The organism is Myroides sp. A21, from assembly GCF_000807225.1.
GTDB classification, from domain to species: Bacteria; Bacteroidota; Bacteroidia; order Flavobacteriales; family Flavobacteriaceae; genus Flavobacterium; species Flavobacterium odoratimimum.
In genome coordinates this window covers 1,949,205-1,962,999 of sequence record NZ_CP010327.1, presented here as the reverse complement: position 1 = coordinate 1,962,999, position 13,795 = coordinate 1,949,205, and the positions used below count along the sequence as shown (strand labels likewise).

Here is a 13,795-nt window from a genome sequence, read left to right as displayed (position 1 = left end):
TGATGAGTAGTGGTTTTTTGTGGTGCCTCCAGGAATCGAACCAGGGACACATGGATTTTCAGTCCATTGCTCTACCAACTGAGCTAAGGCACCTTATGTTTCGCTTAAGTTTAAATTAGTGGTGCCTCCAGGAATCGAACCAGGGACACATGGATTTTCAGTCCATTGCTCTACCAACTGAGCTAAGGCACCTTTTTTTAAACTATAACAACTAAAAGCTAAATTAGTGGTGCCTCCAGGAATCGAACCAGGGACACATGGATTTTCAGTCCATTGCTCTACCAACTGAGCTAAGGCACCAATTGGCTTTTAGTATTGAACAATCTTGTTCTGTTAAGCGGTTGCAAATATAGAACAGATTTTCGTTCTTCCAAAACTTTTTAGAAAAAAAATCATTTACTACCTTTGCCTAACACAAGAAACACACTATGATTCTAGCAATTGATATAGGCAACACAAGAACCAAATTAGCTATCTTTGAAAAAGATACGCTTTTAGAAACTCATTTTTTTGAAATAAATTTATTAGAAAAAAAAATTAAAAATATTTTAAAAATAAATGACGTAAAGCCTAAAGTTATACTCTCTTCGGTAGGAAAATTAGAATCTACAACTTACAATTGGTTACTAGAAAACACAGAAGTAATCGAAATTAGTCATAAAAGTGCTTTCCCTTTTATGAATAAGTATGCAACTCCAGCTACTCTTGGCATAGATAGAATGGTTCTAGCTGCAGGAGCTACTATACTATATCCAAATTCTAATCGTTTAGTTATTGATACAGGTACTTGTATAACCTACGAATTTATTAATGACAAGGATGAATATCTAGGCGGAGCTATTTCTCCAGGTTTAAGTATGCGCTATAAGGCTTTAAATCATTATACCGCAAAGCTTCCATTATTAGAACCAACTGATATAGATTATTTAATCGGAAATCAAACAAATCAGTCCATTCACTCTGGCGTAATTAATGGAATAACCCTTGAAATAGATGGCATCATTAACCAATACAAATCCTTGTATCCTGATTTAAAAATAATTTTGACTGGTGGAGATACACTTTTTTTGGTCAAAAGATTAAAAAATGTCATATTTGCTAATTCAAACTTTCTACTAGAGAGTCTGAACAATTTATATCAATACACAATTGAAAATGATAAAAAAAATCTTCTTTAGCCTGAGTTTACTATGCGGTACAGCTGCTCTAGCTCAACAAGGCAATGCGTCTCCTTACTCTTATTATGGCGTAGGTAATATTAATTACAACGGTACGAATGAATACAAAGCTATGGGGGGAACAAATGTTTACGCAGATAGTATTCATATAAATTTAAAAAACCCAGCTTCATTTGGTAAGCTTAAGCTTACTACTTTTTCATTAGGAGCTACAGGTACTTCTTATAATTTTAAGACTGATGCTGGTTCAGAAAATGCAAATAGACAAACGATAGACTATGTTGCTGTAGGGTTACCTATTGCAAAGAAGTTTGGTGTTGTGTTTGGGTTGTTACCTTACTCTAATGTTGGTTATAAAATCAATGGAGAAAGAACAAATCCTCAAGGACAAAAGATAAACTCTAGATATGAAGGTGATGGTGGAGTGAACAGAGTATTTTTAGGTACTGGATATGAAATCAACAAAAACTTTGCTGTTGGAGTTGATGCTGGATACCACTTTGGTCATACCAACAATGATCTGTATGAGAACATCACAGATATCGGAGACGGAACATCACTTCAGAATATTACTAGAGAATTGAGAAGATTAGACTACAAAGGATTCTCTTTTAATTTCTCAGCACAATATACAGGTAAGTTTAAAGGGTACGATTGGCAAGCTAATGTAACTTATAGTCCTGAAACAAAATGGACAAACGACAACCTTACGAAACTGCAAGTTTTAAAAGGAAATCAAATCGCAGATCAAAAAACTGTGATTGATGATTCTAGAAAAATTACTAATCCACAAGCTCTTTCTATGGGGCTAGGCTTTGGTAAAGAATTTAAATGGTTCATTGGTGGTCAATATACATTTACACAAACAAGTAAATTAACTGACTCTTGGAATAAAACGAATATTTCTAACTTTGAAAACTCTAATCGTTTTTCTCTTGGAGGATTCTATATTCCGAAGTACAACTCATTTAGCAGTTATCTAGATCGCGTTGTCTATAGAGCTGGTTTCAGATATGAAAATACTGGACTTATCTTACATGACAAAGCTATCAACGATATGGCTGTTAATCTTGGTGTAGGTTTACCTATAGGAGAGCGTCGTAAATTCACTAACCTAAATATTGGTTTTGAATACGGTAGCAGAGGAACTAAAAACAACGGATTAGTTAAAGAGAACTATTTCAGTGTTTATGTAGGATTCTCATTAAATGACCTTTGGTTCCAAAAACGTCGTTTTGATTAATTTGTAGTAAGCTAACAAATGAAATTACTTTCTAAATTCTTAAGCATACTATTCTTTTTCACGATTGCTGTAAGTTTATTTTCTTGTGAAAGTAACTTTAAAGAAATACAAAACTTCAACAAAGTAAGTTTCTTTCCAGCCAGTGAAGTAGAAAATATGCGTGGTCAATACATAGATTCTGGAAGAGTCAAAGCTATTTTAGTAAGTCCAAAAATGCTAGATTACAGCAATGTCAAATATCCCTTTACCGAATTTCCAGTTGGAATTCACTTAACAATATATGACAAGGATAAAAATAAAAATACTGTAATAGCCGATTACGCTATTCGCTATACTAAGACAGACCTAATAGACCTACAAGGAAATGTGGTGATAACAACACATGATGGTAAGAAGCTTGTTTCTGATCAACTTTACTATGATCAAAAAAACGAATGGTTCTTTACAGAAGGCAAATACAGAGCCTCTACTGATAGCGAAAACTTCACTAGAGGAATAGGAATAGACTTTGACAGTAAAATGAGCAAGGTAAAAGCAACTAACAGTTACGCCGAAAGCGTAAAAAACAACGAATAAAATGAAAGCATTACGCATAATACCTTTCTTCTACTTATTTATCGCAGTACTATTTATATACGACGGTGTATCTAAAATAGTAGCTGGTGACACAGGATCTTGGTTGAGTTTCTTGATAGCAGCAGTAGCGATATTCATGTTCTTCTTCCGAAGAAAATTCTTAAAAAAGATGGACGGGTATAACAAAAAATAATACACTACTAGAGGCGAGATACTAAATATCTCGCCTTTATTTTTTTAATAAAACCACGATAACAATCCTCTCTTATCTACTCTATTTCAACATTAATTATAAAAAAACAAATTAATTATTCTGAAATCTAAATAAAAACTTAACGAAAGCACTAAAATAATAGCACTACCCCTTTTATTATTAAATAGATAATTGTATTTTCGCTCACTGAAAAAAATTACACATAATAAAAAAGCATGGCAGTTTTATCAAAAATTAGACAAAAATCCGCTCTGTTAATTGCCGTAATTGGTATTGCATTATTAGCATTCGTTATTGGCGACGTAGTAAGAAGCACGGGAGGTGGACTATCAAGAAACATTGGTAGTGTAGATGGTGAAGAAATTAATACCCAAGAATTCCTACATAAAGTAGCTCAAGCCGAAAAGCAAGGACAGATGAGCAATACTCAAGCAGGAGTAATGGTGTGGAACAGCGAAGTAAATAATATTTTACTTACTAACGAATTTGAAAAGTTAGGTTTAAGACTTGGTAAAGACCAATTAGTAAACGTTGTTAAAAACAACCCTACATTCGCTAACAATCCAGAATTCCAAAACGCTGTTGGGCAATTCGACATCAACAAATTCAACCAATTTGTTGCTATGATGAAAGGTGCTGGTCAAGAGCAATGGAACCAATGGTTAGCTTATGAAAAAGAATTAGAGAAAGTTGGTTTAGAGCAAATGTATTTTTCATTAGTTCAAGGTGGTATTTATACTACTAATGTTGATGCTAAAGCAGCATACTCTAATGAGAATGACAAAGTTTCTTTTGACTATGTTACTGTTCCTTATTCTACTGTGAATAACGAAGAAGCTGCTGTTTCTAATACAGAGATATTAGATTACATGAAAAAACATGCTAACAGATTTAAATCTGAGCCTACTCGTGTATTACAATATGCTTTCCTTCCTAGTCAGCCATCTGCTGCTGATAAAGAAGCTGTAAAAGAAGTTATAGAAGGTTACTTAAAGCCAACTGTACAATACAATGCTACAACTAAAAAGAACGATACTATCCCTGGTTTTAAAACTGTAAAAGATATCGAAACATTTGTAAACACAAATTCAGATATCAAATTTGACAGTTTATACTACGCGAAGAAAGACCTTCCTTTAGAATACCAAGAAGAATTATTCAACTTACAACCTGGTCAAACTTTTGGTCCATACATTATGGGTGACTACTATTGTATCTCTAGAATGATTGATAAAAAAGCAGGTCAGAGAGTTGATGCTTCTCATATCTTAATCGGTTTTGCAGGTTCTGCAGCTCCTGGAGCAACAAGAACCAAGGAAGAAGCAAAAGCAAAAGCAGAAGAAATCTTAGCTAAAGTAAAAGCTAATCCTTCTTCATTCGCCATGGAAGCAATGACGCAAACAGAAGACCCAGGTTCTAAAAACAACGGTGGTAAATACGAAGATATCCCAAGAGGACAAATGGTTAAACCTTTTGACAACTTTATCTTTAACAATGCTGCTGGAACTATCGGTTTAGTAGAAACTGACTTTGGATACCACATTATCCAAGTAAACGAAAAGAAAGAAGGTGCTAAATTAGCAACTGTAGCTCGTAAAATAGAAGTATCAGACGTAACTGCTGATGACTTATTCACTAAAGCTACTCAATTAGAACAAGACGCTCCTACAGCTAAAGACTTTATCGCTACTGCTGAAGGATTAGGTTTCAATGCTCAGAAAGAAGTAACTATTCGTCCATTCGAAGAGTTCTTACCTGGAGTAGGTAACCAAAGAAGTATTATCTCTTGGGCTTTCAATAAAGAGACTAAAGAGAGTGCTATTAAGAGATTTGACAATGCTGACGGACACATCATCGTTAAAGTAACTTCTAAAAATGATACAGGTCTTGCACCAGTAGAAGAAGTGAAATCAATCGTTGAGCCAATCTTAATGAACGAGAAAAAAGCAGTTGTAATCAGAAAGAAAATGACTGGAAATACTATTCAAGAAGTATCTAACAGTTCTAAAGCTTCTATCGCATCTATAACTGATGTAACTACAGGAGCTCCACTGATCACTAATATTGGTAATGAGCCATTAGTAGTAGGAACAGCTTTCGCAACTGCAGTAAACAAAGATTCTAAGTTAATCGACGGTTTACAAGGTGTGTATATGATCCAAACTAAAAATGTAACTAAAGCACCTGAATTAACTGCTGGTTACGCTAGTTATAAAGCTAGAGTAGAAAACAGCGTTAGAGGTATGGCACAAATGCAAGTACTGAAAGTATTAAAAGACAATGCTAAGATTAAAGATAATCGTGTAGGTGTTATCCAATAATACAAAAACATATCATAACGAAGCCATCTGTATATCAGATGGCTTTTTTTATGTCTATATGGTTTACTAATAAAAATACCTTATTTTTGCCTTACAAAATTTAAAACTAAACTTATGAAAGCATACGTATTTCCAGGTCAAGGAGCTCAATTCACAGGAATGGGGAAAGACTTATACGAAAACTCACCTATAGCTAAAGAGATGTTCGAGAAAGCAAATGAAATCCTTGGATTTAGAATTACAGATATCATGTTCGAAGGTACTGCTGAAGAACTAAAAGAAACTAAAGTAACTCAACCAGCGGTATTCTTACATTCAGTTGTATTAGCTAAAACATTAGAAAACTTTACACCTGAGATGGTAGCTGGACACTCACTAGGAGAATTTTCAGCATTAGTAGCTAATGGTACTTTAGCTTTTGAAGATGCACTTAAACTAGTTTCTCAAAGAGCGATGGCTATGCAAAAAGCATGTGAAATCACACCTTCTACTATGGCTGCTGTACTAGGTTTAGAAGATAGCATCGTAGAACAAGTATGTGCTGGTATAGATGGTGTAGTAGTAGCTGCTAACTATAACTGCCCTGGACAATTAGTAATCTCTGGTGAAACTACAGCTGTAGAGAAAGCGTGTGAAGCACTAAAAGAAGCTGGAGCGAAGAGAGCCTTATTACTTCCTGTAGGTGGAGCATTCCACTCTCCTATGATGGAACCTGCTAGAGAAGAACTAGCTGCTGCTATCGAAGCAACTACTTTTAACACTCCTATCTGTCCAGTGTATCAAAACGTAACTGCTAGTGCAGTGAGCAATCCTGAAGAGATTAAGAAGAACCTTATCCTACAGTTAACTGCTCCTGTAAAATGGACTCAGTCTGTAGAACAAATGATCGCAGATGGAGCTTCTTTATTTACAGAAGTTGGACCAGGTAAAGTATTAGTTGGACTAATCAAAAAAATCAATAAAGAAGCAGAAACTCACTCTGCATAACAAATTGGTAAAACATACAACAATTATATAATAACAAAAATCCTTGGTTGTACACTTCCAAGGATTTTTTTTTAAAACCTATATAGTGGATAAACTTTCAGCACAAGAATGGATCCTTATCTTCACTCTAGTGAGCCTTACTGCATTAGGCCCTTTAGCTATAGATATGTACCTTCCTGCATTCCCGAAGATAGCACACGATCTAAATACTGAGATTAATAGAGTTCAGATATCACTTTCTACATTCTTAGGAGGATTAGCAATCGGGCAACTCTTTTGGGGACCTATATCAGATAAGTATGGTAGTAAAAAACCAATCATACTGTGTCTGTCTATTTTTATACTTTCATCTCTAGCTGTAGTATTTGTAAAGAACATTGAAGTCATGTGGCTATATCGTTTTTTACAGGCCTTCGGTAGTAGTGGTGGAGTAGTTATCGCAAGAGCCATTGTCAATAAAAGGTTTGATAAAGATCAGACACTTAAGATATTTAGTATACTAGCCGTGATCGGAGGAATAGCTCCCATCATCGCTCCTATATTAGGTAATATAGTCTTAAAGTATCTAGATTGGACTCATGTATTTACTACGATGGCCTTGTTTGCTACACTGAGTATTGGTATGACAGTATTCTGTCTAAAAGAAGACTATACTAATAGAATACCAACTTTAAATGTAGGAGGTATACTAACGAATTATTTTAAGCTCTTTAAGAACAAACTGTTTATAAGATATACTATTATCGGAAGTATAGCCTATAGCTGTCTAATGATCTATATCTCTAACTCTCCTGTTCTAGTAATGGAAGTAGGAGGACTATCGAGTACACACTTTAGCTTTGTATTCATGGCTAACTCATGTGGTCTAATGTTAGGATCGTTCTTAACCTCTTCTATTTTGAGAAAAAGACTATCTCCTAAAAATATTATTAAGCTAGGAGCGAGTACACAGTTTATAGCTGCTTCACTATTATGGTTATTCATACAGTTAGATTTGAGCATATATATACAGTTAGTACCTCTTTTCTTCTTTGTGATGCCATTAGGACTACTATTCCCTACTACGACTACTTTAGCATTAGCACCCTATAAAGCAGAGTCAGGTATAGCGTCAGCTCTTTTCGGAGCTTCTCAACTAGCCTTTACCTTCATGACCTCTATCTTATTAAATAGTTTGAATAATGGCTCTATGAGCATCGTAGCGCTCTCATTAGTAGCATGTGCACTCGTTTCGTTCACATTAATATCTACGACAAAAGAATAACATCAATACATAAAAAAAGCAGACCTTATCGGGTCTGCTTTCGTTTTATAGTACTATAAGACTATCCTAAGAATGCCTTAATCTCATCTGTGATAAACTTGATTTGCTCTTCGTCTAACTCAGTATGCATAGGTAAAGAAAGAACCTCTTGTACCAACTGATTAGTCACTGGGAAATCAGCCTCATTATAACGAGGATCTAAATATGCTTTCTGATTGTGTAATGGTATTGGGTAATAGATAGCACATGGGATACCTTTACCTTGTAAGTGTGCTAATAATGCATTTCTATCAGCATTCACGATACGCAATGTATACTGGTGGAACACGTGGCTATTCTCATCTCCTACTACTACTGGAGTAACGATATTAGGATGATTAGCTAAAGCAGCAGAATACATCTGAGCAGCAGTACGTCTAGCTACATTATAAGCATCTAGATTAGGTAACTTAGCATTTAACACAGCAGCTTGGATACTATCTAGACGAGAGTTCACTCCTACTACATCGTGGTGGTAACGCTCATACATACCGTGATTCACTATTCCTCTTAACGTATGTGCTAATGCATCATCGTTAGTGAAGATAGCTCCACCATCACCATAACATCCTAAGTTTTTAGATGGGAAGAATGAAGTAGCAGCTACATGTCCGATAGCACCTGTTTTTACCACTTTTCCATCAGGATAAGTATAATCTGCTCCGATACCTTGTGCGTTATCTTCGATCACATATAAGTTATGTTTCTCAGCTAACTTCATGATAGCGTCCATATCAGCAGACTGTCCGAATAAGTGTACTGGTACGATAGCTTTAGTTTTAGGAGTAATCGCTTTTTCGATTGCTTCTATCGAAATATTGAATGTATCAGGACATACATCTACTAATACAGGAGTTAATTGTAATAAAGCGATTACCTCTACAGTAGCTGCAAAAGTAAAGTCAGCCGTGATTACTTCATCACCTGGTTTTAAACCTAATCCCATCATAGCGATCTGAAGAGCATCAGTTCCATTAGCACATGGTATCACGTGTTTAACTCCTAAATATTGCTCTAAGTTTGCCTGAAATGCGTGTACTTGTGGTCCGTTGATAAAAGCAGAAGATTCTAATATTTCTTGAATCGATTGATTCACTTCTTCTTTAATTCCTTCATATTGACCTTTCAAGTCAACCATTTGAATTTTTTTCATTCTAATTGTCTTTTATATCTTTTGAACTATTCATATAATTACCAACAAGTTACCTATATAAATAGCACTTAATTTCGATATTAGTTATCACTACAAAAATAATAAATTCTTTGCGCCAAAGCTCAAACTTTATCAAAAGAAACGTAATTTCGCTCAATAAAGATTTACCTATGTTTTTCCTATATAATATACTGACCTATATTTCTATATTCTTCATCCGTATTATCGCGCTGTTCAACAAAAAGTTAGGCTTATTCGTTGCAGGGAGAAAACAATCTTTTCAAATCTTAAAAGACAATATACTTTCTACTGATAAAGTGTTCTGGATACATGTAGCTTCGTTAGGCGAATATGAACAGGGGCTTCCTGTCATGGAGCAACTAAAACAGAAGTACCCTACGCATAAGATAGTGCTTACCTTCTTCTCTCCTTCTGGATATGAAGTGAAGAAAAACAATACTATCGCTGATGCCACATTATACTTACCTATGGACACACTAGCGAATGCTAAAAAGTTCTTAGCCTTGTGTCATCCAGAACAAGTATTCTTTGTGAAATATGAATATTGGCCTAATTATTTAAATCAATTGCGTCAACAGAATATCCCTACCTATTTAGTATCAGGGATACTAAGACCAGATCAAGTATTCTTTAAATGGTATGGAGGATTCTACAGAACAGCATTAAAGGCATTTACATACTTCTTTGTTCAGAATGAAGTATCTAAGATACTTCTAAATCAATTGCAATATAACAATGTAGAGATAGTAGGTGATACGAGATTCGATAGAGTATCTCAGATATTAGAACAGCACAATGAATTGGCATTTCTAGAAGCCTTTACCTTAAATAAAATGGCGAAGACTATCGTCATCGGTAGTTCATGGCCAGAAGATGAAAAGATTCTAGCCAATTATATCAACAATACACAAGATAATTCTATCAAGTTTATCTTTGCGCCACATAATATCAAAAAGGATCAGATAGATAATCTCGTTCAAAACATAAAGAAACCAACTGTACTGCATAGCCAACATCAAGAGAAAGATCTTAGCCAGTACTCTGTCTATATAATAGATGCCTACTCTATATTGACTAAAGCTTATAGTTATGCAGATATTGCCTATATAGGAGGAGGTTTTGGAGCAGGTATTCACAATATCCTAGAAGCCGCGACCTATGGAGTGCCTGTTATTATTGGTCCAAATTATAAAAAGTTCCAAGAAGCTAAGGATTTGATAACATTAGGTAGCTGTATAGTAGTAAATTCACAATCAGAATTAGACCAAATCTTTGATGAATTATTATACAATGACGCTAAAAGAATCGAATTAGGTAAAACAAGCAATCATTTTATCCTTAAAAATAAGAATGCTACAGAAAAAATAATGAAGCATATACACTAAAAGTAAAAAGGTAAGTAATCAAAGTGGTTACTTACCTTTTTTATATGAATTAATAATTATACTAGTCGTGAACTTTTATATTAAAAGTCTACTCGATCGGATTTTAATCCCGATGTACCAATATAAGACAAAATATTGATTACTGCAACACCACAATCACTAATTATGATTTTTTCAACACACTAATTCTCTTTTTTGTGTTCTCACACACCTTTTTTTCGCATTAGAAACTACTTTTTTGAAAAGATAACACCTCACACAAGACAGGGTACAGTCTCATACCAAAATGGTGCTATATAGACATAATTCCAGCAACACTTAGATACATCACTACAAATTCTACTCCTTATATATACACAGTAGTATAGTTATCTTATTTCTCCCTCTAAACACACCTCTCTATCTATAAGATAAGGTAACTCCACTCCTTACTTACATTCTATCACATAGGTACTTATAATGAGTTTCAATAGAAATGAGTCCGTAGTGAGTCCGTTATGAGTCCGTAGTGAGTCCGTTATGAGTCCGTAGTGAGTCCGTTTTTTTGACCGTTTTAACGGAGTCAATACAGACAGATTACTTTCTTAGTATACTAATATTACGAACCACTATACTCCAACAGTACTATCGCGTATTAACATATTTCGATTTTAGCGTTCCCATGTAATATTGTATCTTGCCAGCGAATTCAATTCTAACTAACACTTTTATGAATAAAAAGATTAAAAATCTATTTAAGGCACTTGTAGTATTGGTAGCTTTACCTATCTATGCACAACAAGGTGGGATGTGGATTCCTTCTCTGCTAAAGGGAATGAATGAAACAGAAATGAAAAGCCTTGGAATGAAGATGTCTATCGAAGATATCTACGATGTGAACCAATCTAGTATGAAAGATGCTGTCCCTCACTTCAATGGTGGGTGTACTTCTGAAGTTATCTCTTCACAAGGTCTTTTACTAACTAATCACCACTGTGGGTATGGACAGATCCAAGCACACTCTTCTGTAGAGAATGATTACTTAGCTAACGGGTTCTGGGCTAAATCTATGGCTGAAGAGCTACCTAACGAAAACTTAGAAGTTACTTTCATCGTTCGCATAGAGGACGTGACTAAAGAAGTAATGGCTGGTGTAGTAGCTAAAGATTCTGAAATAGAAAAACAAGCTAAGATCCAAAAAAACATTACTACAACTGTAGCTAAATTTCCTAAAGAAAAATGGCAAGACAATAAGATTAAATCTTTTTATGAAGGAAACCAATACATCTTATTCGTAACAGAGACTTTTAAAGATGTACGTCTAGTAGGTGCACCACCATCATCTATTGGTAAGTTTGGTTCTGATACAGATAACTGGGTATGGCCACGTCACACAGGTGACTTCTCTCTATTCAGAATATACGCTGACAAAGACAATAAACCAGCAGCATACTCAAAAGATAATGTACCTTACCGTCCTAAGCACTTCTTCCCTATCTCACTTAGTGGTGTAGAAGAAGGTGACTTCACTATGGTATTTGGTTACCCAGGTAGAACACAAGAGTACTTACCATCTTATGCAGTAGAACAAATCGTAAACGATCTAAACCCTGTAAGAATCGGTATCCGTGATAAAGCACTTAAGATCACTGACGAGTTTATGCGTGCAGACCAAGCAATCAAGATCCAATATGCATCTAAATATGCTAGCACAGCTAACTATTGGAAAAAATGGATCGGAGAAAGCCAAGGTTTAAAAAAGACGAACGCTGTACAAGCTAAACAAGATTTCGAAAAAGACTTCATCGCAAGAGCTAAGAAAAATAAAAACACTAAAGCTTATGCTGATATCCCTGCTAAGTTCGAAAAACTTTATGGAGATATTAAACCTTATGCTATTAGCAAAGATTACTTCGCTGAAGTAGTACAACGCAATGCTGAACTTCTAGCTGCGGCTTGGAGAGTAAATGCTTTAGAGACTTATGCGTCTAATGAACAAGCATTCAACAGCAGACGTGAGAACTTAATCAAAGGTCAAGACAAATTCTACAAAAACTATAGCAAGGCAGTTGACGAAAAAGTATTCGAGGCTATCGTAGAAATGTATGCAAAAGATGCGCCTAAACAATTCTTACCTAAAGAATTAAACGGAGCTAACATCTCAGCTATCACTAAAGATATCTATGCGAATAGTAAATTAACTACTTACGCAGGACTACAAGAATTATTAAAAGGTAATGCTGATCAAGTAGTGAAAAATATCAACAACGATAAAGGATACGCTTTTGCTAAAGCACTAATCGAAAACTATATTCAGAATGTATTACCTAAATACGAAGAATTAGAAAGAGAAATAGCTGCTTTACAACGTACATTTATGAAAGCTCAGTTAGACTTATATCCTGATGCTAGAATATTCCCTGATGCTAATAGTACACTACGTGTTACTTATGGTAAAGTAGATGGGTACTTCCCTAAAGACGCTACGTACTACGAACCTGTAACTCACTTAGAAGGTATTATGGAGAAATATGTACCTGGTGACTATGAATTCGACGTACCTGCAAAATTAGTAGATCTATATAATAAGAAAGACTACGGACAGTATGCAGATAATGGTAAATTACCTGTGAACTTCATCGCTACTAACCATACAACTGGAGGAAACTCTGGAAGTCCAGCTATCGATGCAGAGGGTAATCTAATAGGGTTAAACTTTGACCGTGTTTGGGAAGGAACGATGAGTGATATATACTATGATCCATCTATTTGTCGTAACATTATGGTAGATGCTAGATACATTTTATTCATTATAGATAAGTTTGCAGATGCAAAACATCTAATTGAGGAGATGAAATTAGTAGAACCTAAGAAAAAAAAGTAATTAAGACATTGGTTTACAGAAACTTATTGATTAAAAAAAAATATTCAAAAAAAGTTTTGCGAACCAAAAAATTCATATATTTGTCACGAATTAATAATTAACTTTTATAATTTAGTAAGATGAAAAAAATCGCATTAAGCATCGCTTTAGTAGCAATGATGGGAGTATCTTTCGTTTCTTGTAAAGAAACTGCAAAAGAACCAGCTGTAGAAGAAACAACAACTGAAGAAGTAGTAACTGAGGAAGCTCCAGCTACTGAAGAAGTTGCTCCAGAAGCTACAGAAGAGGCTACTACTGAAGAAGCTCCAGCTACTGAGGAAGCTCCAGCTACAGAAGAAGCTGCTAAATAATTTTAGCAAAACTGTTCATAAAAAAGACCCTGCTAGGCAGGGTTTTTTTATATCTATACTTTTCTAAGTTACCATCTATCCCATATATCATACATCACTGTATCACCTACAATTACTATCCTTCTTACTTCATTAGTTTAGCTATTAGATATAAAAAAAGCATCCATTAAAATGAATGCTTTGATGAATTATAATAACTAC

The 13,795-nt window shown here is 34.8% G+C and carries 11 protein-coding genes and 3 tRNA genes; 10 read left to right on the top strand and 4 right to left on the bottom strand.

Features of this window, described 5'->3' with window-relative positions:
• Nucleotides 1-20: 20 nt before the first annotated feature.
• From MYRA21_RS08960 to MYRA21_RS08950, 3 genes are all read right to left on the bottom strand, one after another.
• Nucleotides 21-93 (bottom strand) — tRNA-Phe (locus MYRA21_RS08960).
• 26 nt (nt 94-119) lie between these two features.
• Nucleotides 120-192, bottom strand: a tRNA-Phe gene (locus MYRA21_RS08955).
• Nucleotides 193-227: 35 nt separating this feature from the next.
• Nucleotides 228-300: transfer RNA gene (locus MYRA21_RS08950), tRNA-Phe, on the bottom strand.
• A 128-nt stretch (nt 301-428) separates the two neighbouring features.
• On the opposite strand from MYRA21_RS08950, the gene MYRA21_RS08945 reads away from it, so the two are divergent.
• From MYRA21_RS08945 to MYRA21_RS08915, 7 genes are all read left to right on the top strand, one after another.
• The gene (locus MYRA21_RS08945; RefSeq protein WP_006257273.1) at nt 429-1,178 is read left to right on the top strand and encodes a type III pantothenate kinase; all 750 of its coding nucleotides are present in this window, start codon (nt 429-431) and stop codon (nt 1,176-1,178) included.
• Nucleotides 1,156-2,421, top strand: a complete 1,266-nt coding sequence (locus MYRA21_RS08940) for a hypothetical protein (RefSeq protein WP_006257274.1) — start codon at nt 1,156-1,158, stop codon at nt 2,419-2,421. The genes MYRA21_RS08945 and MYRA21_RS08940 overlap by 23 nt, the downstream gene beginning before the upstream one ends.
• An 18-nt stretch (nt 2,422-2,439) precedes the next feature.
• On the top strand, nt 2,440-2,997 hold the full coding sequence (gene lptC, locus MYRA21_RS08935) for an LPS export ABC transporter periplasmic protein LptC (RefSeq protein WP_006257275.1): 558 nt from the start codon (nt 2,440-2,442) through the stop codon (nt 2,995-2,997).
• 1 nt (nt 2,998) lies between these two features.
• Nucleotides 2,999-3,190, top strand: coding sequence for a hypothetical protein (locus MYRA21_RS08930; RefSeq protein ID WP_006257276.1), 192 nt, complete (start codon nt 2,999-3,001; stop codon nt 3,188-3,190).
• Nucleotides 3,191-3,426: 236 nt separating this feature from the next.
• A complete protein-coding gene (locus MYRA21_RS08925; RefSeq protein ID WP_006257277.1) occupies nt 3,427-5,532 on the top strand; it encodes a peptidylprolyl isomerase in 2,106 nt (701 codons plus the stop codon).
• Between the two features lie 114 nt (nt 5,533-5,646).
• A complete protein-coding gene (gene fabD / locus MYRA21_RS08920) occupies nt 5,647-6,519 on the top strand; it encodes an ACP S-malonyltransferase (RefSeq protein WP_006257278.1) in 873 nt (290 codons plus the stop codon).
• Between the two features lie 85 nt (nt 6,520-6,604).
• Nucleotides 6,605-7,783 (top strand): multidrug effflux MFS transporter, encoded by a 1,179-nt coding sequence (locus MYRA21_RS08915; protein WP_036471117.1) that lies wholly within the window; start codon nt 6,605-6,607, stop codon nt 7,781-7,783.
• Nucleotides 7,784-7,844: 61 nt separating this feature from the next.
• Here the strand turns inward: MYRA21_RS08915 and MYRA21_RS08910 are convergent, their stop codons facing one another.
• Nucleotides 7,845-8,975: a DegT/DnrJ/EryC1/StrS aminotransferase family protein gene (locus tag MYRA21_RS08910; RefSeq protein ID WP_006257280.1), complete on the bottom strand. Its 1,131-nt coding sequence runs from the start codon at nt 8,973-8,975 to the stop codon at nt 7,845-7,847.
• Between the two features lie 170 nt (nt 8,976-9,145).
• On the opposite strand from MYRA21_RS08910, the gene MYRA21_RS08905 reads away from it, so the two are divergent.
• The 3 genes from MYRA21_RS08905 to MYRA21_RS08895 all read left to right on the top strand — a co-directional run bounded on the left by MYRA21_RS08905 (nt 9,146) and on the right by MYRA21_RS08895 (nt 13,594).
• Entirely contained in the window at nt 9,146-10,381 is a 1,236-nt protein-coding gene (locus MYRA21_RS08905) for a 3-deoxy-D-manno-octulosonic acid transferase (RefSeq protein WP_006257281.1), read from the top strand.
• 709 nt (nt 10,382-11,090) lie between these two features.
• Entirely contained in the window at nt 11,091-13,244 is a 2,154-nt protein-coding gene (locus tag MYRA21_RS08900; protein WP_039328869.1) for a S46 family peptidase, read from the top strand.
• Nucleotides 13,245-13,363: 119 nt separating this feature from the next.
• Nucleotides 13,364-13,594, top strand: a complete 231-nt coding sequence (locus tag MYRA21_RS08895) for a hypothetical protein (protein WP_006257283.1) — start codon at nt 13,364-13,366, stop codon at nt 13,592-13,594.
• Nucleotides 13,595-13,795 lie beyond the last annotated feature (201 nt).

Excerpts from the sequence above, each read along its gene's own strand:
- MYRA21_RS08945 (WP_006257273.1), top strand. The coding sequence starts at position 429 with ATGATTCTAGCAATTGATATAGGCAACACAAGAACCAAATTAGCTATC.
- MYRA21_RS08940 (WP_006257274.1), top strand. The coding sequence starts at position 1,156 with ATGATAAAAAAAATCTTCTTTAGCCTGAGTTTACTATGCGGTACAGCT.
- lptC (WP_006257275.1), top strand. The coding sequence starts at position 2,440 with ATGAAATTACTTTCTAAATTCTTAAGCATACTATTCTTTTTCACGATT.
- MYRA21_RS08930 (WP_006257276.1), top strand. The coding sequence starts at position 2,999 with ATGAAAGCATTACGCATAATACCTTTCTTCTACTTATTTATCGCAGTA.
- MYRA21_RS08925 (WP_006257277.1), top strand. The coding sequence starts at position 3,427 with ATGGCAGTTTTATCAAAAATTAGACAAAAATCCGCTCTGTTAATTGCC.
- fabD (WP_006257278.1), top strand. The coding sequence starts at position 5,647 with ATGAAAGCATACGTATTTCCAGGTCAAGGAGCTCAATTCACAGGAATG.
- MYRA21_RS08910 (WP_006257280.1), bottom strand. The coding sequence starts at position 8,975 with ATGAAAAAAATTCAAATGGTTGACTTGAAAGGTCAATATGAAGGAATT.
- MYRA21_RS08905 (WP_006257281.1), top strand. The coding sequence starts at position 9,146 with ATGTTTTTCCTATATAATATACTGACCTATATTTCTATATTCTTCATC.
- MYRA21_RS08900 (WP_039328869.1), top strand. The coding sequence starts at position 11,091 with ATGAATAAAAAGATTAAAAATCTATTTAAGGCACTTGTAGTATTGGTA.
- MYRA21_RS08895 (WP_006257283.1), top strand. The coding sequence starts at position 13,364 with ATGAAAAAAATCGCATTAAGCATCGCTTTAGTAGCAATGATGGGAGTA.